22 protein-coding genes are annotated in these 26,131 nt (G+C 66.6%); 6 read left to right on the top strand and 16 right to left on the bottom strand.

Translation table 11 applies throughout. The annotated features are described in order from the left end of the window. Positions 1 to 221 precede the first annotated feature (221 nt). Positions 222 to 1,544, top strand: a complete 1,323-nt coding sequence (gene oxlT / locus EV560_RS02740; RefSeq protein WP_131853757.1) for an oxalate/formate MFS antiporter — start codon at positions 222 to 224, stop codon at positions 1,542 to 1,544. A gap of 199 nt (positions 1,545 to 1,743) precedes the next feature. Here the strand turns inward: oxlT and EV560_RS02735 are convergent, their stop codons facing one another. The 6 genes from EV560_RS02735 to EV560_RS02710 form a co-directional block, all read right to left on the bottom strand. Further along, positions 1,744 to 2,619, bottom strand: a complete 876-nt coding sequence (locus EV560_RS02735) for an alpha/beta hydrolase family protein (RefSeq protein WP_131853755.1) — start codon at positions 2,617 to 2,619, stop codon at positions 1,744 to 1,746. After that, on the bottom strand, positions 2,616 to 3,623 hold the full coding sequence (locus EV560_RS02730; RefSeq protein WP_131853753.1) for an ABC transporter ATP-binding protein: 1,008 nt from the start codon (positions 3,621 to 3,623) through the stop codon (positions 2,616 to 2,618). The genes EV560_RS02735 and EV560_RS02730 overlap by 4 nt, the downstream gene beginning before the upstream one ends. After that, complete coding sequence (locus EV560_RS02725) at positions 3,620 to 4,600, bottom strand: ABC transporter ATP-binding protein (protein ID WP_131853751.1); 981 nt, start codon at positions 4,598 to 4,600, stop codon at positions 3,620 to 3,622. The genes EV560_RS02730 and EV560_RS02725 overlap by 4 nt, the downstream gene beginning before the upstream one ends. Next, positions 4,597 to 5,511, bottom strand: a complete 915-nt coding sequence (locus EV560_RS02720) for an ABC transporter permease (protein ID WP_131853749.1) — start codon at positions 5,509 to 5,511, stop codon at positions 4,597 to 4,599. The genes EV560_RS02725 and EV560_RS02720 overlap by 4 nt, the downstream gene beginning before the upstream one ends. After that, the gene (locus tag EV560_RS02715; RefSeq protein WP_131853747.1) at positions 5,508 to 6,485 is read right to left on the bottom strand and encodes an ABC transporter permease; all 978 of its coding nucleotides are present in this window, start codon (positions 6,483 to 6,485) and stop codon (positions 5,508 to 5,510) included. Before EV560_RS02715 ends, EV560_RS02720 begins: the two co-directional genes overlap by 4 nt. 81 nt (positions 6,486 to 6,566) lie before the next feature. After that, entirely contained in the window at positions 6,567 to 8,177 is a 1,611-nt protein-coding gene (locus EV560_RS02710) for an ABC transporter substrate-binding protein (protein WP_131853745.1), read from the bottom strand. A gap of 104 nt (positions 8,178 to 8,281) precedes the next feature. On the opposite strand from EV560_RS02710, the gene EV560_RS02705 reads away from it, so the two are divergent. Then, positions 8,282 to 9,154 (top strand): MurR/RpiR family transcriptional regulator, encoded by an 873-nt coding sequence (locus EV560_RS02705; RefSeq protein WP_165923288.1) that lies wholly within the window; start codon positions 8,282 to 8,284, stop codon positions 9,152 to 9,154. 134 nt (positions 9,155 to 9,288) lie between these two features. On the opposite strand, the gene EV560_RS02700 is transcribed toward EV560_RS02705, so the two are convergent. The 7 genes from EV560_RS02700 to EV560_RS02670 form a co-directional block, all read right to left on the bottom strand. Next, positions 9,289 to 10,272: a succinylglutamate desuccinylase/aspartoacylase family protein gene (locus EV560_RS02700; protein WP_131853740.1), complete on the bottom strand. Its 984-nt coding sequence runs from the start codon at positions 10,270 to 10,272 to the stop codon at positions 9,289 to 9,291. A 31-nt stretch (positions 10,273 to 10,303) separates the two neighbouring features. Further along, positions 10,304 to 11,125 (bottom strand): ABC transporter permease, encoded by an 822-nt coding sequence (locus EV560_RS02695; RefSeq protein ID WP_131853738.1) that lies wholly within the window; start codon positions 11,123 to 11,125, stop codon positions 10,304 to 10,306. Between the two features lie 8 nt (positions 11,126 to 11,133). Next, entirely contained in the window at positions 11,134 to 12,069 is a 936-nt protein-coding gene (locus tag EV560_RS02690) for an ABC transporter permease (RefSeq protein ID WP_131853736.1), read from the bottom strand. 66 nt (positions 12,070 to 12,135) lie between these two features. Then, positions 12,136 to 13,719, bottom strand: a complete 1,584-nt coding sequence (locus tag EV560_RS02685) for an ABC transporter substrate-binding protein (RefSeq protein ID WP_465246974.1) — start codon at positions 13,717 to 13,719, stop codon at positions 12,136 to 12,138. A 147-nt stretch (positions 13,720 to 13,866) separates the two neighbouring features. Then, positions 13,867 to 15,495, bottom strand: a complete 1,629-nt coding sequence (locus EV560_RS02680) for an amidohydrolase (RefSeq protein WP_131853732.1) — start codon at positions 15,493 to 15,495, stop codon at positions 13,867 to 13,869. Between the two features lie 36 nt (positions 15,496 to 15,531). Next, positions 15,532 to 17,004 (bottom strand): M81 family metallopeptidase, encoded by a 1,473-nt coding sequence (locus EV560_RS02675; protein ID WP_131853730.1) that lies wholly within the window; start codon positions 17,002 to 17,004, stop codon positions 15,532 to 15,534. 149 nt (positions 17,005 to 17,153) lie between these two features. Beyond that, positions 17,154 to 18,281: a saccharopine dehydrogenase family protein gene (locus EV560_RS02670; RefSeq protein WP_131853728.1), complete on the bottom strand. Its 1,128-nt coding sequence runs from the start codon at positions 18,279 to 18,281 to the stop codon at positions 17,154 to 17,156. Between the two features lie 117 nt (positions 18,282 to 18,398). On the opposite strand from EV560_RS02670, the gene EV560_RS02665 reads away from it, so the two are divergent. Then, entirely contained in the window at positions 18,399 to 18,830 is a 432-nt protein-coding gene (locus EV560_RS02665) for an Lrp/AsnC family transcriptional regulator (protein WP_131853726.1), read from the top strand. A 118-nt stretch (positions 18,831 to 18,948) separates the two neighbouring features. On the opposite strand, the gene EV560_RS02660 is transcribed toward EV560_RS02665, so the two are convergent. The 3 genes from EV560_RS02660 to EV560_RS02650 form a co-directional block, all read right to left on the bottom strand. After that, the gene (locus EV560_RS02660; RefSeq protein ID WP_165923331.1) at positions 18,949 to 19,815 is read right to left on the bottom strand and encodes an ABC transporter permease; all 867 of its coding nucleotides are present in this window, start codon (positions 19,813 to 19,815) and stop codon (positions 18,949 to 18,951) included. Between the two features lie 2 nt (positions 19,816 to 19,817). After that, complete coding sequence (locus EV560_RS02655; protein WP_131853722.1) at positions 19,818 to 20,759, bottom strand: ABC transporter permease; 942 nt, start codon at positions 20,757 to 20,759, stop codon at positions 19,818 to 19,820. A 75-nt stretch (positions 20,760 to 20,834) separates the two neighbouring features. Next, on the bottom strand, positions 20,835 to 22,346 hold the full coding sequence (locus EV560_RS02650) for an ABC transporter substrate-binding protein (RefSeq protein WP_131853720.1): 1,512 nt from the start codon (positions 22,344 to 22,346) through the stop codon (positions 20,835 to 20,837). A gap of 202 nt (positions 22,347 to 22,548) precedes the next feature. Between EV560_RS02650 and EV560_RS02645 the strand changes: the two genes are divergently transcribed. The 3 genes from EV560_RS02645 to ggt are packed head-to-tail and all read left to right on the top strand — an operon-like array spanning position 22,549 to position 26,119. After that, entirely contained in the window at positions 22,549 to 23,760 is a 1,212-nt protein-coding gene (locus EV560_RS02645; RefSeq protein WP_131853718.1) for an ROK family transcriptional regulator, read from the top strand. After that, positions 23,757 to 24,527 carry a glucosamine-6-phosphate deaminase gene (gene nagB, locus EV560_RS02640; RefSeq protein WP_131853716.1) on the top strand — a complete coding sequence of 257 codons (771 nt, stop codon included), beginning with the start codon at positions 23,757 to 23,759 and terminating at the stop codon, positions 24,525 to 24,527. Before EV560_RS02645 ends, nagB begins: the two co-directional genes overlap by 4 nt. After that, positions 24,524 to 26,119, top strand: a complete 1,596-nt coding sequence (gene ggt / locus EV560_RS02635; protein ID WP_131853714.1) for a gamma-glutamyltransferase — start codon at positions 24,524 to 24,526, stop codon at positions 26,117 to 26,119. Before nagB ends, ggt begins: the two co-directional genes overlap by 4 nt. Positions 26,120 to 26,131 lie beyond the last annotated feature (12 nt).

Here is a 26,131-nt window from a genome sequence, read left to right as displayed (position 1 = left end):
GACACCTGAAGGTACCGACTGTCGTCCCTTGATCGCGGCCAGCAACTTGTTCCGGTCATGCCCGCGATCGAAGCTTTGGCATTATGAATGCCACGGCGCCCATTGTTCACGAAAATGCGTTGATCGCCGAATCATTCGGCTTGTCGTCTGGCATAACATATACCAGCATATGCCCAAGCGGGACGAAGAACCGCGGCAAGAAGCATATATAGGGATAGGAAATGACCACAGCGCTGCATGCCGGGGATCCCGGCCAACGCGCCAGCGATACCTATCGTTGGACGCAATTGCTCATCGGCGTCATCTGCATGGTGATGATCGCCAACCTCCAGTACGGCTGGACCTTCTTCGTTCCCGACATCCAGCAGAAGTTCGGCTGGGATCGCGCAGCAATCCAGTGGGCATTTACGCTCTTCGTGCTGTTCGAAACTTGGCTCGTTCCGATTGAGGGCTGGTTCGTCGACCAGTATGGCCCGCGTGTGGTCGTGATCTTTGGCGGCGTGCTCTGCGGCATCGGCTGGGTGATCAACGGCTTCGCCGAATCGCTCAACGCACTCTATCTCGGCCAAGTCATCGCCGGCGTCGGTGCTGGCGCCGTCTATGGCACCTGCGTCGCCAATGCGCTGAAATGGTTCCCGGACAAGCGCGGCCTGGCGGCCGGTATCACCGCGGCGGGCTTCGGCGCAGGCTCGGCACTCACCGTCGCGCCGATCCAGTCGATGATCGCGAATTCCGGCTACCAGGCGGCCTTCATCAATTTCGGCATCGGCCAGGCCGTGATCATCTGCATCATGGCGCTTTTCCTGCTCGCGCCGAAAAAGGGCCAGGTACCGCCCCCCGCCGTCAACGCGGCGAATGTGCAGAGCCGGCGCGACTACGCGCCGGGCGAGGTGCTGCGCCAGCCGATCTTCTGGCTGATGTATGCGATGTTCGTTGCCGTCGGTGCCGGCGGCTTGATGATCACTGCGAACCTGAAACCGATCGCGGCCGATCTGCATATCGACAAGATCAACGTCACCCTGGTCGGCCTGACCATGACGACGGTGACCTTCGCCGCCACGATCGACCGGATCCTGAACGGCTTGACGCGCCCATTCTTCGGATGGATCTCCGACAAGATCGGCCGCGAAAATACGATGTTCATCGCCTTCGGCATGGAAGGCCTCGGCATCTTCCTGCTCTATCTCTGGGGCCATGACCCGGTCTGGTTCGTGCTGCTCTCAGGCTTCGTGTTCTTCGCTTGGGGCGAGATCTACTCGCTGTTCCCGGCCACCTGCACCGACACGTTCGGCTCGAAATTCGCGGCGACCAACGCCGGCATGCTCTACACCGCGAAAGGCACTGCCGCGCTGCTGGTGCCGTTCGCGAACTACCTGCAGCAGGCTGAGGGCTCGTGGGACGGAGTCTTCCTGATCGCCGCCGGCGCGAACATCACGGCTTCGCTTGTCGCGATCATCGTGCTCAAGCCCTGGCGCCGGCGCGTCGTCGCCCAGGCCCAGCAGCCGCAGGCGGCGCCGAGCCTGCACGGTGTGCCGGCCGAATAAGCGACGGCACCACCACTGCACCCACCACGAAACGCCCCGGCGCCGATGCGCCGGGGCGTTTCCGCTCGAGCGGCCGTGTTTCGGGGCCTTACGAGGCGCGTCCACGTCGCCTCGTTCGTCGGTTCATAGGGCGGGCGGGGCGCCGACGCTGGTGTCCTCACCGTCGCAGGGCGAGGCGCGATCGCAGCCGCGGGGGTGCTCAGAGCACCGGCGCGGCCTGGAGCTGCAATTCCTCGATGGGCGGGATGCGGCCGCCCTCGAACCAGTAGGCCGCCGCCGCGCGCGACATTGCCGCGCCGTCATGGCCGACGCCGCCGACCGTGATCAGCTGCCAGTTGAAGGGCAGGCCGAGCCGCCCGGCCTCGCGCCTGGCGAAGTCGTGCATGAAATGGGCGCGGGCGAAGCGATGCGGGCCCTGGGCCAACGCCTCGGCGGCCGCCGGCAGGTTGGGGTCGCCGGTGTTGATGTCCTGGTCGCCGGCGAAGATGATCATCGGGTAGGCGAACCAGCGTGCCAGGGCGCTCTGGTCGACGCCGAGGCCGCCAAGCCCTTCAGGGAAATGGCGCTCGAGCGTTGGCAGCGTGTACCAGCCGGAATTGGCGGCGAAGGCCATCTCGAAGGGAACATCGTCCTGCGTCGCCAGCATGCGGTGGACGAACTGGCCGCCGGCCGAATGGCCGAAGATGCGCGGCTTGGACAGGCGGGTGACGCCGCCCTGCCGCAGCGCTGCGAAGACGCGGGCCGGCACGCCGTAAAGCCAGTTATCGCGTGCCGCGACCGCGCCGTCTGCGCCGATGACGAGGCCGTTATTATAGCCCTCGGCCTGCGGGAAATGCTCGTTGCCGAAGGTCGGGGCGGCGATGAGGATGTTGTGCTTCTCGGCGGCCGGGATCCAGAAGTCGCGATAGTCGTCGCCATTGCGCAGCATGCCGTGCTGGACGAATACGACCGGGTCGTCGGGACCATGTGCGGCCGGCCGGTAGAAATTCACCTCGAGCGGCCGCTCCGGGTGGAAGCGGTCGGTGAAGGGCAGGGCGGAGCGGCCGATTTCGGGGGTGAGCGTCGCGGTGGTCATGCCGTCTCCGGAGTCGTGTGCAAATGGCAGGCGGCGCTGCGGCCGGGCGCGATCTCGGCGAGCTTCGGCCGGACCTCGCGGCAGACCGGCATGGCCTGCTCGCAGCGCGGATGGAACGGGCAGCCCGAGGGCGGGGCGAGCGGCGAGGGCAGCTCGCCCTTCAGCGGCTGGAAATCGCGCTTGCGCCTGGAGGCCGAGGGAATCGCCTTGATCAGGGCGGCGCTATAGGGGTGGGCCGGCGTCGCGAAGATGTCGGCGGCGGGACCGATCTCGACGATGCGGCCGAGATACATGATCGCGACGCGGTCGCTGATATGGCGCACCAGCCCGAGATCATGGCTGACGAAGAGATAGGTCAGGCCGTAGCGCTGGCGGATATCCATGAACAGGTTGATCACCTGCGCCTGAATGGAGACGTCGAGCGCTGACACGGGCTCGTCGCAGACGAGGAAATCGGGCTTCACTGCAAGAGCGCGGGCGATGCCGATGCGCTGGCGCTGGCCACCGGAGAACTGGTGCGGGTAGCGGTCGCGATAGGCGAGGTCGAGCCCCACCTCGGCGAGGGCCTTGTCGACGGCGGGCTCGATCTCGGCCTTGGGCAGGAGCTTGTGGACCGAGAGCGCCTCGCCGACGATGCGGCTGACCTTCATGCGGGGATCGAGCGAGGCGTAAGGGTCCTGGAAGATCATCTGGACCTTGAGCAGGAAGTCGAGGCGCGCCTTGCCGCTCAGCGTGGCGACGGGCTTCTGGTCATAGACGACTTCGCCTTCGCTCGGCTGCAGGATGCCGGTGGCAATGCGCGCCAGCGTGGACTTGCCGCAGCCGGATTCGCCGACGAGGCCGAGCACCTCGCCGTGGCTGATCGAGAGGTCGACACCGTCGACGGCACGCAGGACCGGCGCCGGCTTGCCCTGGCCCACGGCCGAGAGGATGCGCTCGGCGAGGGTGACCTTGCCGCGAAAGTGCTTCTTGATGCCGCGCAGTTCGAAGAAGGGCGTGGTCATGCCGGCTCGGTCTGCGGAACGGGGTTGTGGCAGCGGAAGGCGCGTTCGCCTTCGCTCTGCGGGGCGGGATCCTGCTCGGCACAAACAGGCAGGACCCGGGCACAGCGTGGCCGGAACGGGCAGCCGCTCGGGCGTGAATCGATGCGCGGCGCGACGCCGTCGATCTGGTTCAGGCGCTGGCCGACCTCGACCATCGCCGCGGAGGAATTGAGCAGGCCGAGCGTATAGGGATGGCGCGGCCGGTCGAGCACGGTGTCGACCGGGCCGATCTCGACGATGCGGCCGGCATACATGACCGCGACCCGGTCGGCGAGCTCGGCGACGACGGCGAGGTCGTGGGTGATCCAGAGCACGGCCGTCGATGAATCGCGGCTGAGCTTCTGGACCTCGAATAGGATCTGGCTCTGGATGGTGACGTCGAGCGCGGTCGTCGGCTCGTCGGCGATGATCAGGTCGGGGGCGTTGAGCAGCGCGGTCGCGATCGCGACGCGCTGGCGCATGCCGCCAGAGAACTCGTGCGGGTATTGCTTCAACCGGGCCTCGGGCGAGGAGATGCCGACGCGGGCGAGCGCTTTGGCAGCTTCGGCGAGCGCGTCCTGCCTGGAGACATCGCGATGTTCCAGGATCGCTTCGCTCATCTGTTCGCCGATGCTGAGCACCGGGTTCAGCGTCATCAGCGGGTCCTGGAAGATCATGGCGATGCGGTCGCCGCGCAGGCTGCGCAGCCGCTCGTCCGAGGCGGCACGCAGGTCCTCGCCATCGAAAAGGATCTCGCCGGCGACGATCTCGCCGGGCGGGTCGATGAGCTGGACCAGGGAGAAGCCGGTGACGGACTTGCCCGAACCGGATTCGCCGACGAGACCGAGCACCTCGCCACGCCTGACCGTCAGGTCGACGCCATCGACCGCTGGCCAGGCACCGTCGAGCGCGTGGAACACGGTCCTGAGACCGCGGACATCGAGCAGCGCGTCGCTCATGAGCTACGCACGTTGAAGCTGCGGCGCAGGCGCGTGCCGACGAGGTTGAGCGACATGATCAGGAGCACCAGCGCGATGCCGGGGAAGACCGCGATCCAGTATTCGCCGGAAAGCAGGAACTCGAAGCCATTGGCGATCAGCAGGCCGAGCGAGGGCTGGGTCACCGGCACGCCGACGCCGAGGAAGGAGAGGGTGGCTTCCAGCGTGATCGCCGAGGCGATGCTGATCGTCGCGACGACGAGCACCGAGCCGACCGAATTCGGCAGCAGGTGAGCGAGCATGATATGGCGCGTCGGCAGGCCGAAATTGACCGCGGCCTCGATATATTCCTTGCGCCGCTCGACCAGAGCCGCCGCCCGCATCAGCCTTGCATATTGCGCCCATTGCACGAGCACGATGGCGAGGATGACCTTGTCGACGCCGCGGCCGATCGAGGCGAGCAGCACGAGCGCGACGAGGATCGAGGGGAAGCCGAGCATGAAGTCGACGATGCGCATGATGACGGCATCGACCGCGCCGCCGAACTGCGCCGCGACGAGCCCGGCCATGATGCCGATGAACAGTGCGCCGGCCGTGGCGGAGAGGCCGACGAGCAGGCTGGTGCGCAGGCCGTAGAGGATGGCGCTCAGCATGTCGCGGCCCTGCGAGTCGGTGCCGAGCCAGTAGGTGATGCCGTTCATGCCGGCCTCGCCCGGCGGCAGCCGGTTGTCCATCACGCTGAGCGAGGCGAGATCATGCGGGTTCTGCGGCGCGATCACCGGGGCGAGCAGCGCGAGCAGCACGAGGATGCCGAGCAGGATCGCGGCGCCGCGCGTCGTCGGCCGGTTGCGGATGCGGCGCAGCACCTTCTGCCGCAGGGGCGTATCGGCATAGGCGGGGACGCGCGGCGCGCTGGTGTCGGGCGCGCTCATGCCATCTCTCCGGTCAGCTTCACGCGCGGGTCGAGCGCGGCATAGAGGATGTCGACGAGGAAGTTGACCGCGACGAAGAGCAGGGTCGCGAGCAGGACGTAAGCGACGACCACGGGCCGGTCGAGCTGGTAGATCGAGTCGATCAGGAGCTTGCCCATGCCCGGCCAGGCGAAGACCGTCTCGGTGATGGTCGAGAAGGCGACGAGACTGCCGAATTCGACGCCGACCACGGTGACGACCGGGATCAGGATGTTGCGCAGCACGTGCCGGCCGACGATGCGGCGGCGGCGCACGCCCTTGGCGCGAGCGTATTTGACGTAGTCCTGCGTCATCGTCTCGGCCGTGCCGGCGGCGACGAGGCTGACCATCAGCGCCATGTTGGGAATGGCGAGGTTGAGGGCGGGCATGATCAGGTGGTGGAGCCCGTCGAGCGTGAACAGGCTGGTCTGGACGCCGAGGAAGGAGACAGTCTCGCCGCGCCCCGCCGTCGGCACCCAGCCGAGGACCACTGCGAAGAGCAGGATCAGCATCATGCCCTTCCAGAAATTCGGCAGGGAATAGCCGAGCACTGTGCCGGCCATGATGATGCGAGCCGGGCGGCTTTCGGGATCGAGCCCGGCCAGGAGGCCGAGCGGCACGCCAAGCGCGACCGCGATCGTCATCGCCAGCAGCACGAGCTCGAAGGTCGCCGGGAGGCGGGCGAGGATCAGCTCGATCGCCGGGACGCCGTGGACGAAGGAACGGCCGAGATCGCCCTTGAGGGCATTGCCCATGAAGACGAAATATTGCTGCCAGACCGGCAGGTCGAGCCCGAGCCGCTGGATCAGCGCCGTGCGCTCGGCCGCGCTGACCTGCGGCGAGACCAGGAGCTCGATCGGATCGCCGATGCCGTAGACGGCGAAGAAGACCACGACCGAGACTGCCAGCAGCACGAAGATGCTCTGGATCAGCCGCTGCAGCACATAGGCCGTCATTGCTGACGGCCCATGCTCTTGGCGATGCGGGCCTGGCTCACCGGGATCGGGCTCACTGGGATCAGGTTACTTGGATCAGGCTTACTTGGCCGGCTTTACCGACATGGCCAGCGTGAACTGGTCGGCGCGGCCTTCGACCTTGAGCTCGGACTTGTAGGCCCAGATGCCGCTTTCGAAATGCAGCGGGATGAAGGCGTTGTCGGCGAGGACGAGCTTGGCCGATTGCTGCAGCAGCTCGGAGCGCTTGGCGTCGTCGAGGGTCGAGATCGCGGCGCGGATCGTCTTGTCGAACTCGTCGTTCTTGTAGTCGCCGTAGTTCGAGCCGCCGATGGTCTTGGCGTCGTCGGGGGTCGGCGGCCACTGGCGCAGGAAGGACGAGGCCTCGCCGGTGCTGGAGCCCCAGCCGCCGAGCGCGACGCTGAATTCCTTCTTGGCGCGGCGCGGGAAATAGATCGCGCGGGTCATCGCGTCGACCTCGGCCTTGATGCCGATCTGGGTCAGGTATTGCGCGACCGCCTGGGTGATCTGGCTGTCGTTGATGTAGCGGTCATTGGTGGTCGAGAGCGTGACCTGGAAGCCGTTGGGATAGCCGGCTTCCGCGAGCAGCTTCTTGGCGGCGGCAGGATCGTATTCGAGCTTGGCCGGGTTCGGGATCGTGCCGAACATGCCGGTCGGCAGGTACTGGTAGGCCGGCTCGGCCGCGCCATCCATCAGACGCTTGACGATGGCGTCACGGTCGATCGCCAGCGACATCGCCTTGCGCACGCGCGCGTCCTTGAGCGGGTTCTTGCCGTCCGGGGCCTTGACGAAGGGGCTCTGGTCGCGGCCGACATCGAGCTGGAAATAGATGACGCGGGTCGAGGGGGTGACGACATGGCCGAAGCGCTTGTCGTTGCGGATGCGGCCGAGATCGCGCGCCGCCGGGTTCTCGATCACGTCATAGTCGCCGGCGAGCAGGCCGGCGAGACGCGGGCCGGCATTGGTCACCGGCACGAAGCGCACGGTGGCCCAGGGCTCGGCCGGGCCCCAGTAGGTGGGGTTGCGCTCGAGCTCGATGGCCGAGCCGCGGACATAGCTCTTGAGCTTGTAGGGGCCGGTGCCGACAGCGGACTTGCCGTCGTTGAAATCATTGACCGCCGGCCAGGCGCCGGTGACGCCGCAATTCTTCGCGATGTCGTAGCTGATCGGGCCGTGCTCGACGATCGAGGCGCTCAGGATCGGCAGTCCGGAAAGCAGGTTCGGCAGCAGTGGCTCGGGCGCCTTGGTGGTGATGACGAGCGTCTGCGGATCGGGCGTCTCGACCTTCTCGAAGGCGCCGGTGATGTCGGCGAAGGAGCCGGAGACCTTGGTCTCGTTCTTCAGCGTGCGGCAGAAGGTGAAGACGACATCCTCGGCCGTGAAGGGCTTGCCGTTCGAGAAGCTGACGCCGGGGCGCAGCTTGAAGGTCCAGGTGGTCTTGCCGTCATTCGACCAGGAAGTCGCGAGGCCGGGCTGGAGCAGCTGCTTCTCGTCCTGGAGGACGAGCGAATCGAAGATATGCGCGGCGAGCGCATTGTTCGGCGTGAGGTCGTGGTAGTGCGGATCGACTGCCGTCGGCTCGGAGGCGAGCGCGATCTTCAGGGTCTGCGACCAGGCGGGAGCGCCGGTCAGGCAGGCTCCGGCAACACATGCGAGCAATAGCTGCTTGCGCATCACGACTCTCCGTTCCCGTGGATCTGTTAGTCAGCTTTTGACAAGTTTATTTTCGTTGGCTAGCAAACATGAAAATTATCCAACGTCAATCGGATGAACGCCTGATGTCACCGGTTCTGAAAGCGACGACGGATCTGGCGAACCGGATCGCCAAGGTCTACCCGTCGCTCAGCAACGGGCATCGCAAGGCGGCCGATTTCGTGCTGCAGAACCCGCTCGACAGCGCGACGATGACGATCGATCGCCTGGCCGAGAAGAGCGGTGCCTCGACTGCGACCGTGACCCGCTTCGTGCGGGCGCTGGGCTACGGCAATTACGGAGAGTTCCGTACGGCGCTGTCCGACGCGCTGAAGCTCGCCATGGCGCCGGTGGCGAGCATGGTCGATGCCCGCAGTGTCGCCGCATCGCCCTACGCCACGCTGGCCGGAGCGCTCAAGGACGGGGCTGCCAATATCGAGGAGGCGATCGCCGGGCTGGACGAGGCTACGGTCACGGGCGCGGTCGCCGCCCTGCTCAAGGCGCAGCGCATCTTCGTCATCGGCACCGGCGCGAGCCACCATGTCGCGTCATTTCTCGAGGATGGGCTCGCGCTCTATCTCGATGCCGACGTGATCTTCGCCGCTTCGCGCGGGGGCCCGGCGCATGCGATGCGGCACATGCTCTCGGCCGGGCCGGACGACTTGGTGATCGCGATCTCGATGCCGCGCTATTCGCGCACGACCGTCGAACTCTGCAATTTCGCCAGGAAGCGCGGCACGCCGGTGCTGGCGCTGACCGATGCCCTGACCTCGCCGCTGGCGCTAATCGCCGATTTCCCGCTCTTCGCCCCGGCGCGGAACCGGCTGCTGCCGAACTCGCCGAGCGCGATCTTCGCGCTGGCCGACGCGCTGGTCACCGCCGTCGCACGAGAGCGGCCCGACGCGGTCGAGGCGCTGAAGGGCTTGAGCGAGAGCCTGCTCTGGACGTTCCACCAGTAGCGGCGGCTGCGCTCGCACTGGCGGTCTTTCCGTCATGGTCGGGCTTGTCCCGACCATCCACGTCTTCCTTGATGACGTGCGGCGTTCAAGACGTGGATGCTCGGCACAAGGCCGAGCATGACGGGGAGGCCCTGTCAGGGCCTGCGCTTGCTGGCGACGCCGAAATGGCAGATCGGCTCGCCGGGTTTGGCGGTCGCACTGGGGAAGATGATGAAGCCGTCGACTGGCGCTGTCACCGCGGTGCCATCGGCGCGGCGCGCCATCACGGCGCCGGCCGGCACGGCGTCGCCAGTCTTCCAGTTGCCTTCGACCTTGTCGCCCTCCGTCTCGCAGATCACGACATCGACCATGTGGATGATCGTCTTCAGGGCCGAGGGCGGGGGCGAGGCATCGACCAGACCGAGCAGAGCCAGCGTGTTGCGGATCGCGACATAGCCGACTTCGATCGAGGCCGGATCGATATGCTGGCCGCATTCGAGGGTCACGGCATAGCCGCCGACGAAGCGCATGTACTCGGTCGTGCCGTAGCCTTCGGTGACCGCGAGCGGCGGCAGTTTCAGGCGCTCGCGGGCGGCGATGATCTGCACGTAATTGTCGAGCCAGCCATGGATCGCGACGGGAACCCCGAGGCAGGCCGCTAGCGCGAGTTCGGCTGCATCATGCCGGAAGGACTCGAGCGAGCCGGTATTGTTCTCCGGACCGAAGAAGACGAAGGGCTCGCCCTCGCCGCGGAAGGAATGGACGTCGAGCAGCATGTCGTGCTCGCGCAGCAGGGCGCAGAGCCGGCGGCCGATCCGGTCCTCGTTGTCGACGGGCTGCGGCCGCTCGTACATGTCGCGGTTGAGGTTGCGGTCGCCCTCGCGCGTGTTCTGGCGATAGGCCTTCGGATTGGTCACCGGCACGAAGGTGACCTCGCCGCGCTTGATCAGCAGGCGACCGGCCCGGCAATCCTCGATGATGCGGGCGATGGCGTTGGGGCCGCAGGTCTCGTTGCCGTGGACGGCGCCGAGCACGAGCAGTTTCGGCCCGGCATTGAGGCCATGGAAGCGGACGCTCTCCAGCGGCGCCTCATCCGATTCCGGCACGGTCCAGGCGGGCTTGGGGGATGGCGTGGTCATCGGCGCGGTCCAGGGATGATGAGGCGGCTGGTCAGGCTTTGCGGGTCTGCGAATGCGGATCGAGAACATCGCGCAGCCCGTCGCCGAGCAGATTGAGGCCAAGCACGGTCATGAAGATCGCCAAGCCCGGGAAGATCGAGATCCAGGGCGCGGTGGTGATCTGGTCGCGCGCGTCGGAGAGCATCGAGCCCCAGCTCGGGAAGGGCGGGCGAATGCCGAGACCGAGGAACGAAAGCGAGGCTTCGGCCAGCACGGCGCCGCCGATGCCGAGCGTGCCGATGACGATGATCGGCCCGGCGATATTGGGCAGAACCTGCCGGAACATGATGCGCGTATCGGTGTAGCCGAGCGAGCGCGCCGCCTCGACATAGCCCTGCTCCTTGATCGAGAGCGTGGCGGCGCGCGAGAGGCGGCAGGTGAAGGACCAGTTGGTCAGGCCGAGCGCGATGAGAAGGCTGGTCAGGCCCGGTGTCAGGATCGCCATGATCGCGAGCGCGAAGATCAGCGAGGGGATGGCCAGCATCAGGTTGGTCAGGCCGCTGACGAGATCGTCCCACCAGCCGCCCCAATAGGCGGCAGACATGCCGAGGCAGACGCCGATGAAGGTGTTGATCAGCTGCGAGACGATGCCGACTGTCAGTGAGACCCGCGCGCCGTACAGCACGCGGCTGTAGATGTCGCGGCCCTGGGCATCGGTGCCGAACCAGAATTCGGAGCCGGGCGGCATCTCGGCATTCATCAGGTTGGCGTCCATCACCGGATCGGTATGGGCGAGCCAGGGGGCGAGCGCACCGCCCGCGACGACGACCGCGATGAGGGCGCCGCCGATCCAGAGATTGCTGCGGAACTTCATCGGCCTGCCTAGCTGTACTTGATGCGCGGATCGATCGCCGCGCAGAGCACGTCGACGATGATGTTGATGACGAGGAAGAGCAGAACGATCGTCAGGATGCAGCCCTGCACGACCGGGATGTCGCGCAAGGTCACGCTGTCGACCAGCAGCGAGCCGAGGCCCGGCCAGGAGAACAGCTTTTCGACCACGACCGCCTGGCCGAGGATCGAGCCGAATTGCAGGCCGAGCGTGGTGAGGATGATGACGAAGGCGTTGCGGGCGACATGCCAGCGCATCACGCGGATATTTCCGGCGCCCTTGGCGCGGGCGGTGCGGATGAAATCGGCATGCAGGACCTCGAGCACCGCGGCGCGCGATGTCCGCGCCAGCAGCGCGAGCGGCGAGACGCCGAGTGCCACCGCCGGCAGCACGAGATAGCGCAGGCTGCCATCGCCATAGCCGAAGCTCGGGAACCAGCCGAGCTTGAGCGCGAACAGGTACATCAGCAGCAGGCCGAGCCAGAATTTCGGCAGGGAGAGGCCCGAGACCGCCAGCATGATGGCGACCGAATCGAACAGGCTGCCCGGCTTGATCGCGGCGGCGAAGCCGAGCGGCACGCCGATCACCATGGCGAAGAGCATGGCGGCCATGGCGAGCTGGAAGCTCGGCCAGAGCCGATCGGCGATGACCTGCGAGACCGGCTGGCGCGAGCGGAAGGAGGTGCCGAGATCGAAGGTCGCGAGCTGCGCGACATATTTGCCGAAGCGTATCGGCAGCGGATCGTTGAGGCCGAGCTCCTGGTTCATCCGCTCCATCACCTGAGCGTCGACGACGGTGCGGCCATCATCGCCCATGCTGGAGGCGAAGGTGCCGGGAATGACGCTGAACAGCAGGAAGATCAGCGCAGCGACCGCAAGCAGGATCGGCACCATCTGGAGCAAGCGTCGGGCGATGTAGGGGAGCATGCGGGCCTCATGATACCGCCCTCCCGCGCGCAAAGCGGGGAGGGCGGGTGATCTTAGCGGGCGGTGTTACTTGGCCGCCGGCGAGGAAGCGTCCACCCAGATATCCTCGTAATACTGGATGGCGAGCTCGGTCGCGTTGGGCTGCAGGCCCTTGAGCCAAGGCTGATAGGCCATGACCGCCTTGTTGTAGTTGAAGAACCACATCGGCGCGTCGTCCTGCACGATGTTGTTGGCCTGCTTCAGCAGCTCGACACGCTTGGCGGCGTCGTCGGTCGCACCGGCCTCGTCGATCAGCTTGTCGACCTCGGGGTTCTTGTAGAGCGTGTAGTTGCAGGCCGATTGCGGCGTCGCCGAATGGAAGCACTTCATCGAGGCGAGCGGATCGGGGCCGGAGGTGTTGGACCAGATATAGGCCTGGTATTCGCCCTTGCGCACGACCTCGGAGAGCACCGTGCCCTCGACCGGCTTGATCTTCACCTTGACGCCGACCTTGGCCAGCATCGGGATGATGGCCTCGACGATCGGGATGCCCCAGCTCTCGTTCGAGGTCGCGGTCCATTCGAACTCGAACCCGTCGGGATAGCCGGCCTCGACCAGCAGCTTCTTGGCCTTCTCCGGATCATACGGATAGGGCTTCTTGTCCTTGTCAAAGGACGGCGAGGACAGCGGCAGCCAGCCGGACGCGCGATAGGCCTTGTCGCGGACGAGGCGCTTGATGATCAGGTCGGCATCGATCGCGTAGTTGATCGCCTGGCGCACGCGCTTGTCGGCGAAGGGCTTGAAGGTCGGGTTCATGCCCATGACGCGGGTATAGACCTCGGCGACCTCGAGCAGGCCCTTCGACAGGTTCGGGTCGGCCTGATAGGCGACGTACTGCGTCGGGCCGAGGATGGAGACGTCGATCTCCTTGTTGCGGAAGGCAACGTCGCGGGCGGAGGCCTCGCCCATCAGCGAGATCACGACCTTGTCGGCATAGGGCTTGCCCGGCTTGTAGAACTTCTCCCACTTGTCGACGACCATGCGCGAGCCGGGCACATGCTCGGTGAACTTGTAGGGGCCGAGGCCGATCGGCTTGCTGAAATAATCGGGCTGCTGGGCTTCCTTGGCCGGATAGATCGCGGTCGTCGAGAGATAGAAGGAGAAGCCCGGATCGGTCTTCTCGGTCAGCGTCATCTCGAGGGTGAAATCATCGATCTTCTTGAGGCCGGAGATCTCCTTCGCCTGGCCCTTCTCGACCTCGACGGCGCCCTTGATGAGACGGACATAGCGAGCGCCGGGATAACCCTTCGAGCCGTCCATGATGCGGGTGAAGGACCAGATGATGTCATCGGCCGTCATCTTGCGGCCGTTGTGGAAATAGGCGTCGTCGCGCAGCTTGAAGGTGTAGGTCATGCCGTCCTTGGAGGCGATGACCTCCTTGGCCAGCTCCGGCACCGGCTTGTTGGCGAACGAGTCCCAATTATAGAGCGAGCGATGGATCGCCTTGGCCCAGATCTCGTCCTGCGCGCGGTTGGCGGTGTGGATGTCGAGACTGGCGAAGGCCGAGCCATAGGGGGCGGTGAAGCGGATGGTGCCGCCGCTGCGCGGGGTCTGCGTCTGCGCCTGCGCGGTCAAAGCCGTCGTCAGCGCGAGCGCGGTCGTCAAAGCCAAGGTCTTGAGCACGTCGAATCCTCCCGGTTTTTTCAGTTTCTATAGCGGTGTTTCAGATCAATGCCACCGGTTCTGTTCCGTTTGGAACCATATCCGGCTTTTTGCTATTGCCCCTGGAACCTGTGTTTTTCCGGCGCGATCGCCTGGTCAGGCCGCCGAAGCGGCCCGATCATAGACGATTTCGCCGTTGAGGATGGTGAGGTCGCAGCGCGTGTCCTTGAGGATATCCTGCGGCTGCGCCGTCAGCAGGTCGCGCGAGAACACGGCGATATCGGCGAGGAAGCCCGGCACGAGCCGACCCTTAACCTGCTCCTGCTTCTGCGAGAAGGCGCCGTATTCCGTGTAGGCCTGCAGCGCCTCCTCGATCGAGACGCGCTCACGCTCGTCCATCGCGGTGCCGCGCCAGGTCTGGCGGGTGAGCATCGTGTGGAAATTCGGGAAGGGGTTGGGGTCGCAGACCGGCGCGTCGCTGCCCGTCGCGGGCTTGAGGCCGAGATCGAACCAGGTCTTGAACGGGTAGCTCGACAGCGCCCGCTCGGGTCCGAGCACCTTCACATAGGCATCGCCGAAATCATGGATGAAGACCTGCTGCGGGCAGGGATAGATCCCGGCCGCGACCATGCGCTCGTGCTGCCTCGGCGTGGAGAAGCCGCAATGCTCGACGCGGTGGCGCCGGTCTGGATCGGGATGGGCTCTGAGCGCCTTCTCATAGGCGGTGATGAGCTGCTCGATCGCCGCATCGCCGATGGCGTGGCAAGCAAGCTGGTAGCCCTTCACATGCGCGTCCATGACGATGCGCTCGAGCTCGGAATTCTCCAGCATCTGCACGCCGGTCGTCTTGTCGTCGCCGAGATAGGGCTCGTTCATCCAGGCGGTGCGACCGCCGGCCGAGCCATCGAGGAAGAACTTGACCGCGCCGACCATCAGCATCTCGTCGCCGGTGCCCGAGATCAGCCCGGCCGCATAGCATTCCGGCACGATCGAGCGGCCCTCGTCGCCGAGCAGGGTGAGCCAGGTCCGCACCGGCAGCCGGCCCTCGCGCTTGGCGCGGTGATAGGCGGAAATCTCGCCGAAGCCGCCGCGCTGGCCCACCGCTGCGTCCATGCAGCTGGTGATGCCGAGCGAGAGCAGGTATTTGCCGCCGCGCTCGATGCCGGAAACGAGATCCTCCTCGGTCGGCGCGGGAACCGCGGCCCAAACGGGGGCGCGTGCGTTCTCGGCGAGCATTCCGGTGAGCCTGCCATTCTGCTGCTCGATCAGGCCGCCCTCCGGCGTCGGCGAGCGTTCGTCGATGCCGGCGAGCGCGAGCGCCTGCGAATTGCAGATCGAGACATGGCCGCAGGTGCGCACCAGCATGACCGGATTCTCCGGCGCGGCGCGGTCGAGCTCCTCGCGGAAGGGATGGCGGCCGGTGTCGAGCTTGGTCTGGTCGTAGCCGCGCGCCAGGATCCAGTCGCCCGGCTTCACCTTGGCCGCGCGGGTCGCGATCGCGCCGAGCAGGTCTTCCAGCGTCGGCGCGGCGGCCGGGCGGGCATCGACCCAGTCCATGGTCATGCCGAGCGAGACGAGATGGAGGTGGGAATCGTTCAGGCCCGGCGTCGCCAGCCGGCCCTTCAGGTCGATGACCCTGGTCTGCGGGCCGATCAGCCCGGCGATCTCGGCATCGCTTCCGGTCGCGAGCACCTTGCCCTGCCAGACGGCCAGCGCCTCGACGACGCCATCCTCGCGTCCGCACCAGATCGGCCCGTTCCGCAGCACGATATCGGCCTGCACCATGGTGGTATCCTCCGTGTTCTTGTCGTTGTCGCCAGATCAGATGTCGTCGAGCGGAAAGATCGGGCGGCGCACCTTCTTATAGGGCCGCTCCTTGAAATTGCGCGTCGAAAGCGCGCCGGTATCGACTTCGACCACCTCGCGCGCGATCGGCTCGAAAGCGGCGCGGAAATGCTGCATCGACTTGACGATCAGCGTCGATTTCCGGGTCGGCTCGACGCCGAGCGAGGTGAACTGCGCGAGATCGGTCGCCTGGCCGTTATGGGTGATGATGACGATCTCGACGCCATCAACCCTGAGCAGTGCGCTCAAGCCGTAATTGCGCCAGGCGCCGCCGCCCATCGGGCCGTAGGTGATGAAGCTGCCATCCGTGAGCGAGACGACATGGCCGGTGAGCTCGAGCGGCCCGCCGCCCATGCTCGGGTCGACCTTGCCGCCGAGCCTGAGCGTGACGCTGTTGCCGACGCCCGCTGCCTGGCAGGCAAGGGCCGCTTCGGCATCGCGGATGGCGTGGAAGCCGACATTCTTCAGCCCGGCATCGAGCACGGCCTTGAGCAGGTTGGTGGCGTCGCCATAGGCGCCGGAACCGGGATTGTCCGAATAGTCGGATATGACCAGCGGCTTCTCCGCCTTGCCCTCGCCAGCCTTGGCCTTGGCGAGCGCTCCCGCGAGCGGCGTGAAATGGATCGAGGAGAAGCGGCGCTGCTCCCAGGCATAGTCCATCAGCGTCTCGGCGACGTCCTGCGCCTTGGCGCGATCATTGGCGGTCACCGCGATGGATGGGCCGATATCATGCACGTCGGCCGAGGAGAAACCGGCCTGGACGCTGACGACGAGCGCCTCGCCGGAGGACTCCAGCTCGTCGCCACGGCGCAGCAATTCCTTGAAGGGCGGCGACGTCGTCCTACCCCCATCGAGCGCGTAGAGGATCGGCCGGCGCGCGACCGCGACGCGCGGCCTGATCTCGCCTTTCATGGCGCGTTCGAGCAGTTCGGCGCCCTGCCAGGTCCGCTCGTATTGATCGATATGGGGATAGGTGCGGTAGGAGATCAGCGCATTGGCATTGTCGGCCATGAGCTGCGTCAGCGTCGCATGCAGGTCGAGGATGGCGACGACGGGAACGTCCGGACCGACCTTCCCGCGGATGCGTGCCAGTAATTCGCCCTCGCCGTCATCCGAGCTTTCGGTCGCCATGGCGCCGTGGAGATGAAGCAGGACGCCATCGAGGTTCTCACAGGCGGCGAGGATATGGCCGGCGAAGAGCTCGAAGGCGGCATCGGTGACGCGGCCCGAGGGATTGGCGTGGGTCACCAGCGGATGGACGAGGCTCCAGCCGAATTTCGCGGCGGCCTCGAAGGCCGCGCCCATCGCGGTGCGCGTGCCCTGGAATGCCGTGGGCACCTCGTTGCCGAGATAGAGCCCGGCATGGCGGAAGGTGGCTTCGTCGGTGAGCTGAACACTGAACGTGTTCGTCTCATGCATGAATTCCGCGATCATTACGCGTCGCGCCATAGGCCGTGATCCCCTCCCTCGGGCGTCTTCCCGGAGCCCTTTTGCGACTCTTTTGAGCGGTCGCTTGGGCCATTGCCAATCCTGTTGCGCACATGCGCTCCATTCGCCCGGATGCTTGCCGGACGGGAGCGAATGTGCTGGCGGCCTGGTCAGGCCGCCTTGGTCACGACAAGCTCGTGGCGCTCGCGCTGCCTGTCCTCCTCGCGCGCATAGGCGGCGCCGAAGCGGTTGGCGAGGAAGGTGTCGAGCGTGATGTCCTCCTGCCGGACGAAGCCGCGCTGCGGCAGCGCGCCGGTCGCGAGCAGGTCGAGCACCGCGCAGATGCCGGAGGCCGTGGTGATCTGGATCGCGCTGCGGGTGACGCCGCCGACGGCGCGGCTATAGACCTTGTGCGCGTAGGTTTCCTGCACCAGCCGGCCCTGCTTCTGGCCGCTCACGGTGACGAAGATCACGATGACATCCTGCAAGGTGCTCGGCAGGGCGTTCTCGAAAATGTCCTTGAGCACGTCGCGGCGGTCGGCGAGGCGCAGGTCCTGCAGCAGCGCCTTCATGATCGCGCAATGGCCGGGATAGCGGATGGTACGGTAGTTCAGGGTCCGCACCTTGCCGGCCAGGGTCTCGCAGAGCGTGCCGAGGCCGCCCGAGGTGTTGAAGGCCTCGTAGGTGATGCCGTCGAGCGAGAATTCCTCGCGCTCCTCCAGCGCCGGCACGAGCACGCGCTCGCCGCTGACGATGGCCTCGCAGGGTTCGCAATACTCGTTGATCACCCCGTCCGTGCTCCAGGTCAGGTTGTAGTTCAGAGCGTTGGACGGATATTGCGGCAGCGCGCCGACGCGCAGCTTCAGGCTGTCGAGCATGTCGAAGTCCCGGGCGAGATCGGCGGCGACGATCGAGATGAAGCCCGGCGCCAGCCCGCATTGCGGGATGAGCGCGGCCTTGGCGGTCTTCGCCAGGTCCTTGACGCGCTTGGTGCTGGCGACATCCTCGGTCAGGTCGAGATAGTGCACGCCGAGCGGGGCAGCGGCCTCGGCGATCCGCGTCGTCAGATCGTAAGGGGCGGCGCTGAGCACGGCGAAGCGGCCGCTCAGCAGGCGCGTGAGCGCGGCCTCGTCGGTGATGTCGACGGTCTGCGTCGAGACGGTCGCGCTGGTGGCGATGGCGGCGAGCTGCGCGTTCGAGCGGTCGGCGACGGTGACGCGGTAATCCCCGGTGGCGCCGAGCATATCGGCGATGGTCGAACCGATCTTGCCGGCTCCGATGACGACGACATCTTTCATGGCTGGTCCCCCGATTTCGATCTGCCTTAGATTCGCCCGGGATGTCGTCGGTTAGAAGCCGCCAGCGCGACGATTCATATGGGATTTTACGGCGAAATGCCGTAAGCTTTCGTCACTATGTCGATTGATCAAACAGACCGGCAGCTCCTCGTGCTGCTCACCGAGAATGCGCGCGCGCCCGTCGCCGAGCTCGGTCGCAAGCTCGGCCTGTCGCGGACGACAGTGCAGAGCCGGATCGAGCGGCTGGAGCGCCGCGGCATCATCACCGGCTATACGGCCAGGCTCTCGGACGAGCACGAGAAGGGGCAGGTGAAGGCGCATGTGCTGATCACCGCGCTGCCGAAGCTCGCCGGTGGCGTCGAGGGGGCTTTGCGACGTATTCCCGAGGTCCGGACGCTGCATTCGGTCAGCGGCCATTTCGACATGATCGCCGTCGTAGTCGCGCCGTCGATCGGTGAGCTCGACCAACTGATCGACCGGATCGGCGCGCTCGAAGGCGTCGAGCGCACGATGTCCTCGATCATCCTCTCGACGCGGATCGAGCGGTAAAGCGGGATCGGCGCGAAGTTGGGTCGTTCGGCCGCGAGCGGCCGAACGGAAATGCTCCAAGCTTTGTTTTATCGCATTTTCTTCACGCGGACCGGTGTCCACTTCGCTCGAAAATGCTCTAGTCGCGCGGATTGAGCGCGTCGTTGAGCCCATCGCCGAGCAGGTTGAAGCCGACGACGACGGCGATGATCGCGAGCCCGGGCCAGAGCGCCATCCAGGGCGCCTCGCCCAAGAATTGCCGCGCGACGTCGAGCATGCTGCCCCAGGAAGGGGCAGGCGGCAGCTGGCCGAGGCCGAGGAAGGCGAGGCTCGCCTCAGCCAGCACCGCGATCGCCATGGTCAGCGTCGCCTGCACCACGATCGGCGGCAGGATATTCGGCAGGATCTGGCCGGTCAGGATCGCGACATGGCCGATGCCCTGCGAGCGGGCGGCGGCGATGTAGTCCTCGGTGCAGACGACCAGCGTCTGGGCGCGGGCGACGCGCACGAAGATCGGCATGGCGGAGATGCCGATCGCGATCATCGCATTCTCCAGGCTCGGGCCGAGGAAGGCGGCGAGCGCGATGGCGAGCACGAGGAAGGGGCAGGCGAGCAGCGCGTCGGCGAAGCGCGAGATCACCATGTCGGTGAACTTGCCGAAATAGCCGGCGAGCATGCCGAAGGGCACGCCGATCAGAACCGCGACCGCGACCGAGACGACGCCGGCGGCGAGCGAGGCGCGGGCGCCGAAGATGACGCGCGAGAGCACGTCGCGGCCGAGATCATCGGTGCCGAACCAATGGGCCGCGTCGGGGGCGGAGCGGATCGCCATCCAGTCCGGCGTGTTCGGCTCATAGGGCGCGATGAACGGCGCGAAGATGGCGATGGCGGTGAAGAACAGCACGATCGCGGCGCCGATGATCGCGGAAGGCTCGTGCAGAAGGCGGCCGAGGCCCGAGCGCGACGAAGCGCGCGCCGGCGTTGCCGAGGGGGCGGTCGCTGGCAGGGTCACGTCCTGAGCCTCGGGTTGAGCAGGACATAGGCGAGATCGGCCAGGAAGCTCATCAGCAGGAAGACCGCGGCCGTGCAGAGCACGACGGCCTGGACCACCGCGTAATCGCGGCCGAAGACGCCGTCGACGATCATCTTGCCGAAGCCGGGGATGGAGAAGACCTGCTCTGTGAGAACCGCGCCGGCGAGCAATTCGCCGAACTGCAAGGTGCCGAGCGTGACGACAGGGATCAGCGCGTTGGGCAGGGCGTGGCGCAGGACGAGCTTGCGCTCCTTGACGCCCTTGGCCCGGGCGGTGCGGACATAGTCCTGCTTCATCGCCTGGATCATGGCGCTGCGGGTGTGGCGCATGATGATCGCGGCCGTGCCGGTGCCGAGCACGAAGGCCGGCATCAGCATCGACTTGAGATTGCCCCAGAGGCTCTCGCTCGGCGGAACATAGCCGCCGGCCGGCAGCCAGCCGAGATTCACGGAGAATAACAGGATCAGCATGATGCCGAGCCAGAAATTGGGGATCGACAGGCCGGCGAGGCCGAACAGGCTCGCGCCATAATCGAGCGCCGAGCCGCGCTTCAGCGCAGCGATGATGCCGATCGGCAAGCCGAGGACGAGGGCGACCAGCATGGAGAGGAAGGCGAGCTCGATCGTGACCGGCAGCTTCTCGGCCAGCATCGTGCCGATGGGTAGGCGGGTGCGCACGGAGGTGCCGAAATCGCCCTGGAGCAGCCCGCCGAGCCAGGCGGCGTATTGCACCGGCACCGGATCGTTGAAGCGGTATTTCTCGCGCAGGTATTCGATGACTTCCGGGCTGCGTTCTTCGCCGGCCAGTGCCAGGGCGGGATCTCCGGGCAGCAGCTTCTGCAGGCCGAAGACCATCATTGAGACCAGCAGCAGCGTCGGCAGCGCGACACCGAGGCGGCGCAGAAGCAGGGCCGTCATCGCGCCTCTATGCTCCGTTCTTGTTCTTGATCCGGGGCGCCGGAGCGCCCCGGACGGTTTGGTTTCAACGTCTGGTCAGTTCGTCGGCTTGACGCCGGTCAGGCGCAGCAGGCCGTCCGGATACATCACGATGCCACCGACATTCTTGCGGGCCGCGAAGAACCAGTTCGGGTGGTAGATCGGGATCGAGGAGAGGGCGGTGAGGTAGATGTCCGTCGCCTTTTCGTAGAGCGCCTTGCGCTTGCCCTCGTCGGCCTCGCCGCGCGCCTGGGTCAGCACGGCGTCGAGATCCTTGTTGCAGTACTTGTTGACGTTCTGCGAGCCGGTGCAGCCGAAGAAGGAGAACAGCGTCGGATCCGGATCGGGGCGACCGCTCCAGTTGCCGATATACATCTCGAAATTGCCGTTGAGATAACGCTCGATCGCCGAGGTCGTCTCCAGCGGCAGCAGCTTGACGTCGAAGCCGGCCTCGCCCGCCATGGACTGGACGATCTGGGCGACGCGGCCATCGGCCAGTGCGTTCTCATAGGTCAGCTCGACCGGCACGCGGGTCATGCCGGCGGCGGCGATCAGCGCCTTGGCCTTGGCGACGTCGCGGGCCGGTGCCTTGTGCGCCTTGCTGTAGAACGGGCTCGAGGGCGGGATCATCTGGTTGTCCGCGAGGAACTCGCCGTTGAAGGCGACGCGGTTGATGACGTTGCGGTCGATCGCGAGCTCGAAGGCCTGGCGCAGCTTCTCGTTCTTGCCGAGCGGGCCATTCGCCTTGTCGCCGGCGCCGACATTGAACATCAGGTGCGAGACGGCCAGGCCCTGGCCGGCATGAAGGGCGAGATTGGCGTCCTCACGCACGGTCTTCAGGTCGGTCGGCGCGATGCGTTCGGCGAGGTCGAGATCGCCGGCGCGGACGCGCGACAGGCGCACGGTCGAGTCGGCCACGTAGTTGTAGACGATCTCGTCATAGCCGATCGTGCCGGCATCCCAGTAGTCCGCGAACTTCTTCACCCGGATCAGGTCGCGCGACTTGCGCTCGACGAACTGGAACGGGCCGGCGCAGACCGGCGAGGTCGGGAAATCGGCGCCCTTGGCCTTGGCCGCCGTGGGCGAGACCATCATGCCGGCGCGGTCGCTCAGGTTGGCGAGCAGCGGCACGAATGGCTCGGACAGGGTGAACTTGACCTTGTCGGCCGAAATCACCTCGACACCCGAAACCGGCGCCAGCTCCGCCTTGCGCTTGGAGTCCGGCATGGTCTTCATGCGCTCGATATTGAACTTCACCGCCTCGCCGTCGAACGCGGTGCCGTCGTGGAACTTGACGTTCTTGCGCAGCGTGAAGGTGATTGCCTTGCCGTCCGGCGCCCATTCCCAGCTCTCGGCGAGTTGCGGCACGATCTTCAGGTCCGGCGAGATGTCGACCAGCTTGTCGCAGAGCGCGGCGAAGACGAAGCGGCCGGTATAGGTGCCGCTCAGGGCCGGATCGAGCGCGTCCGGATCGTCCTGGATGCCGACGCGCAGCGTCGCGGCGTGCGCGGCGCCGATGGTGAGGGCCATCATCGAGATGGCCAGAAACGCCCTGCGAACCTGTTTCATGCGGATCCCCTCCGTCTCTCGGCTTTGCCGGTTATGCCTAAGCAAGCACGCTTGGCAAGATTTGTAAATCTGCCGAACAAATTAGAATCGCCGGAACCAATCGCGACCCGGGCGGGCCCGCTCGATACGCAATAAAGCTCGCTTGACGCCGCGGTCGGCTGCCTATTAGTTCTGATATCAGACTAATTGCAGTGGGTTGCCCATGGCTTCGGATATCGCCTCATCGACCATCGCCAGGCAGGCCTCGACCCGGCTGGTGATCGAGCGCGTGCTGCGCGAGGGGCCGATCTCGCGGGCCGAGATCGCGCGCGGCACCGGCCTCTCCAAGCAGACGATCTCAGAGGTCATGCGCGAGCTGGAGCGCGACGGCTGGGTGCGCGAGGAGGGGCAGGTCCAGGGCGCCGTCGGTCGAAGTGCCGTGACCTACGCGATCCGGCCGGACGCCGCCTTCGTGCTCGGCATCGATCTCGGCGGCACCAAGCTGCACCTGGCGCTCGCCGACCTGCATGGCCAGATCGCTGCCGAGATCGTCGAGCCGACGACGCAGGCCGGCGGCCGTGCCGTGGTCGAGCAGATCGGGCGGCTGGCGGATGTGCTGGTTGCGCAGGCAGGCATCGCGCCGGAGCGCTTGCGCGGCGGCGTGATGGGCAGCCCGGGCATCATCGACCCGGTCAGCGGCGGCATCGTCATCGCCCCGAACATCCCCGGGCTCGACTCGCTCGACGTGCCGGCGGCGCTACGAGCGCGGCTCGGCGTCCAGATCGCGATCGAGAACGACGTCAACCTCGCCGCGATCGGCGAGCATTGGCGCGGCGGCAGCAAGGGCGCCAACACCTTCGCCTTCATCGCGCTCGGCACCGGCATCGGCATGGGCATCTTCGCCGATGGCAGGATGGTGCGTGGCGCGCGCGGCGCGGCCGGCGAGATCGCCTATCTGCCGCTCGGCGGCGACCCGTACGACGCCCGCGGCCTGCGGCTGGGCACGCTGGAAACCGCGATCGGCAGCGCCGCCATCGCCGAGCGCTATGCCGCCCTCGGCGGCAGCGACAAGCGCACGGTTCGCGAGATTTTCGACAGGCTCGACGCGGACGAAGCGGCGCGGATCACGGTCGACGAGGTCGCCCGCGTCATTGCGACGGCGGTTCTGGCCGTTCACAGCATCATCGATCCCGAGATCGTGGTGATGGGCGGCAGCATCGGCGTGCGGCCGGAGCTGACTGAGCGCATCGCCGTCCATCTTCGTTATTGCATGCCGCAGCCGGCGCGGATCGAGGTCAGCGCGCTCGGCAGCCGGGCGACGCTGATCGGCGCGATCGGCAGCGCGATCGACCTCATCCATCGCGCCCTGTTCGGCGTCGGGACCGGCGCGAGCCTGCTCGCCTTGCCGAGCTTTTCTGCGGATGTGGCGGCATGAGCGAGCACCGCCCGCAGCTGGAGATCACGCGCGACGCCGCGACGGCCGCCGCGCGTGCGGCCGAGATCGTCGCGTCGCGCGTCGCGTCCGGGGCTGCCAAAGTGCTGGGCCTGGCGACGGGCGGCACGATGGTGCCTGTCTATGCGCATCTGGTCGCCGCTGTGCAGGCGCGCAAACTCTCCTTCCACGGCGTGACGGGCTTCAATCTCGATGAATATGTCGGGGTCGCGCCGCATCTGCCTGCGAGTTTCCACGCCTATATGCGCCAGCACCTGTTCGCCCTCACCGATTTCGCCCCGGACCATGCGCATATCCCGGACGGGCTGGCCCCGGACCTCGCTGCGGAAGCATCGCGCTACGAAATGGCGATCGCGCAGGCCGGCGGCATCGATCTGCAACTGCTCGGTATCGGCAGCAACGGCCATATCGGCTTCAACGAGCCGGGTTCAGATTTCGCCTCGCGCACCCGCGTGGTCGAGCTGAGCGAGGCGACGCGTCGGGCCAATGCTGTGGCCTTTCCGGATGGTGCGGTGCCCGAGCAGGCGCTGACCATGGGGGTCGGCACCATCCTGCAGGCGCGGGACATCCTGCTGCTGGCCACCGGTGTGGAAAAGGCCGGGGCCATCGCGGCTGCGATCGAAGGGCCGCTCTCGACCGATTGCCCGGCCTCCGCCTTGCGGCTGCATCAGCGCGTGCGGATCATTTGCGATGAAGCGGCAGCGTCGGAACTCGACGGGCCGACGGCCGATATCCGGAGACGTGCATGAACTGGGGCGACCGTGATTTCATGGCGCCGGGCCGCTCGCTCGCGGTGGGCGATCGCGGCATGGCCGCGACCTCGCATCCGCAGGCGACCCTGGCAGCCGTCGAGATGCTGCGCGCCGGGGGCAACGCGGTCGATGCGGCGATCGCGGCCGTGGCGCTGCAAGGCGTCATTGATCCGCACATGACAGGGATTGGCGGCGACTGCTTCGCGATCTATGCGCCTGCCAATGGCAAGCCGGTGGCGATCAACGGATCGGGCCGCGCTCCGGCCAAGGCCGAGCTCGGGTGGTTCCTGGCGCAGGGCCTGACCTCCATTGCCGAAGAGTCCCCGCATGCGGTCACCGTGCCCGGCGCTGTCGATGCCTGGTGCAAGCTTGCAGCCGATCACGGCACGAAGAGCCTCGACGAAATCCTGGCGCCGGCGATCCGCGCTGCCGAGGATGGGTTCGTGGTGACGCCACGGGCCGGGCTCGACTGGGCGCGCTATGCCGGCCGTATCGAGACGCACAGGACGGGCATCGCCGCCTACCTTCCCGGCGGCAAGGCGCCCGCGACCGGCGACAGGCTGAATCACCCGGCGCTTGCCCGCACGCTGCGCCGGATCGCGCGCGAGGGTCGCGCGGCCTTTTATGACGGCGAAGTCGCCGTCGAGATCGTCGCCGCGCTCAAGGGGCTCGGCGGTCTGATGGAGCTCGACGATCTGGCTTCGGCCTCGGCCGATTATGTCGAGCCGATCGGCGCCGATTATCGCGGCCACCGGCTCTGGGAATGCCCGCCGAACGGGCAGGGCGTCGCGGCGCTGCTGATTGCGCGGCTGCTCGAAGGCTTCGACATGAGCGATACAGGCCTCAGCGAGGCCGATCGCATCCATCTCCTCGCCGAGGCGACCAAGGCAGCCTATCGTCAGCGCGACGCGCTCGTCGCGGATCCCGCCTTCAAGCCGCTCGATGTCGAGACCCTGCTCTCGGATGCCTCGATCGCGGCGATGCGCAGCGGCATCGACCGCAAGCGCGCCTCGGCGCCGGAGGCCTTCGACATGCCGGTGCATCGCGACACGGTCTATGTCGCGGTCGCCGACCGCGACGGCAATGTCGTCTCCTTCATCAACTCGATCTTCGCCGCCTTTGGCAGCGGCATCTATGCGCCGCGCTCCGGCGTGCTGCTGCAGAACCGTGGCGCCGGCTTCCGGTTGATCGAGGGCCATCCCAACGCGATCGCGCCGCGCAAGCGGCCGTTCCACACGATCATTCCCGGCCTGCTCGCCAAGAACGGCAAGCCCGCCATGGCGCTCGGCGTGATGGGCGGGCAGTACCAGTCGACCGGCCATATGCAGATCCTGACCGGGCTGCTCGACCGCGGCCTCGACATCCAGCAGGCGTCGAATGAGCCGCGCAGCTTCGCTTTCGACGGCGAGCTCAAGCTGGAGACGACGATCGCGCCTGCCGTCGCCGAGGATCTCGCGGCCCGCGGCCATCGCATCACCTGGGCCGACGAGCCGCTCGGCGGCTGCCAGATCGTCTATGTCGATCACACTAGGGGCGTGATGTACGGCGCCTCCGACCATCGCAAGGACGGAATCGCGCTAGCGGCATGAGGATGGGGCAGG

Source organism: Allobosea sp. BK604, from assembly GCF_004341515.1.
Lineage (GTDB): Bacteria > Pseudomonadota > Alphaproteobacteria > Rhizobiales > Beijerinckiaceae > Allobosea.
This window is presented reverse-complemented; position numbering and strand designations above follow the sequence as displayed.

What these genes read in the sequence shown, in the direction of transcription:
- EV560_RS02665 (WP_131853726.1), top strand. Translation starts at nt 18,399, where the DNA reads ATGTCGATTGATCAAACAGACCGGCAGCTCCTCGTGCTGCTCACCGAG.
- EV560_RS02720 (WP_131853749.1), bottom strand. Translation starts at nt 5,511, where the DNA reads ATGAGCGCGCCCGACACCAGCGCGCCGCGCGTCCCCGCCTATGCCGAT.
- EV560_RS02705 (WP_165923288.1), top strand. Translation starts at nt 8,282, where the DNA reads ATGTCACCGGTTCTGAAAGCGACGACGGATCTGGCGAACCGGATCGCC.
- EV560_RS02730 (WP_131853753.1), bottom strand. Translation starts at nt 3,623, where the DNA reads ATGACCACGCCCTTCTTCGAACTGCGCGGCATCAAGAAGCACTTTCGC.
- EV560_RS02670 (WP_131853728.1), bottom strand. Translation starts at nt 18,281, where the DNA reads ATGAAAGATGTCGTCGTCATCGGAGCCGGCAAGATCGGTTCGACCATC.
- EV560_RS02680 (WP_131853732.1), bottom strand. Translation starts at nt 15,495, where the DNA reads ATGGTGCAGGCCGATATCGTGCTGCGGAACGGGCCGATCTGGTGCGGA.
- EV560_RS02695 (WP_131853738.1), bottom strand. Translation starts at nt 11,125, where the DNA reads ATGAAGTTCCGCAGCAATCTCTGGATCGGCGGCGCCCTCATCGCGGTC.
- EV560_RS02690 (WP_131853736.1), bottom strand. Translation starts at nt 12,069, where the DNA reads ATGCTCCCCTACATCGCCCGACGCTTGCTCCAGATGGTGCCGATCCTG.
- EV560_RS02715 (WP_131853747.1), bottom strand. Translation starts at nt 6,485, where the DNA reads ATGACGGCCTATGTGCTGCAGCGGCTGATCCAGAGCATCTTCGTGCTG.
- EV560_RS02675 (WP_131853730.1), bottom strand. Translation starts at nt 17,004, where the DNA reads ATGGCGCGACGCGTAATGATCGCGGAATTCATGCATGAGACGAACACG.
- nagB (WP_131853716.1), top strand. Translation starts at nt 23,757, where the DNA reads ATGAGCGAGCACCGCCCGCAGCTGGAGATCACGCGCGACGCCGCGACG.
- EV560_RS02650 (WP_131853720.1), bottom strand. Translation starts at nt 22,346, where the DNA reads ATGAAACAGGTTCGCAGGGCGTTTCTGGCCATCTCGATGATGGCCCTC.
- EV560_RS02710 (WP_131853745.1), bottom strand. Translation starts at nt 8,177, where the DNA reads ATGCGCAAGCAGCTATTGCTCGCATGTGTTGCCGGAGCCTGCCTGACC.
- EV560_RS02735 (WP_131853755.1), bottom strand. Translation starts at nt 2,619, where the DNA reads ATGACCACCGCGACGCTCACCCCCGAAATCGGCCGCTCCGCCCTGCCC.
- EV560_RS02645 (WP_131853718.1), top strand. Translation starts at nt 22,549, where the DNA reads ATGGCTTCGGATATCGCCTCATCGACCATCGCCAGGCAGGCCTCGACC.
- EV560_RS02725 (WP_131853751.1), bottom strand. Translation starts at nt 4,600, where the DNA reads ATGAGCGACGCGCTGCTCGATGTCCGCGGTCTCAGGACCGTGTTCCAC.
- EV560_RS02700 (WP_131853740.1), bottom strand. Translation starts at nt 10,272, where the DNA reads ATGACCACGCCATCCCCCAAGCCCGCCTGGACCGTGCCGGAATCGGAT.
- oxlT (WP_131853757.1), top strand. Translation starts at nt 222, where the DNA reads ATGACCACAGCGCTGCATGCCGGGGATCCCGGCCAACGCGCCAGCGAT.
- EV560_RS02655 (WP_131853722.1), bottom strand. Translation starts at nt 20,759, where the DNA reads ATGACGGCCCTGCTTCTGCGCCGCCTCGGTGTCGCGCTGCCGACGCTG.
- ggt (WP_131853714.1), top strand. Translation starts at nt 24,524, where the DNA reads ATGAACTGGGGCGACCGTGATTTCATGGCGCCGGGCCGCTCGCTCGCG.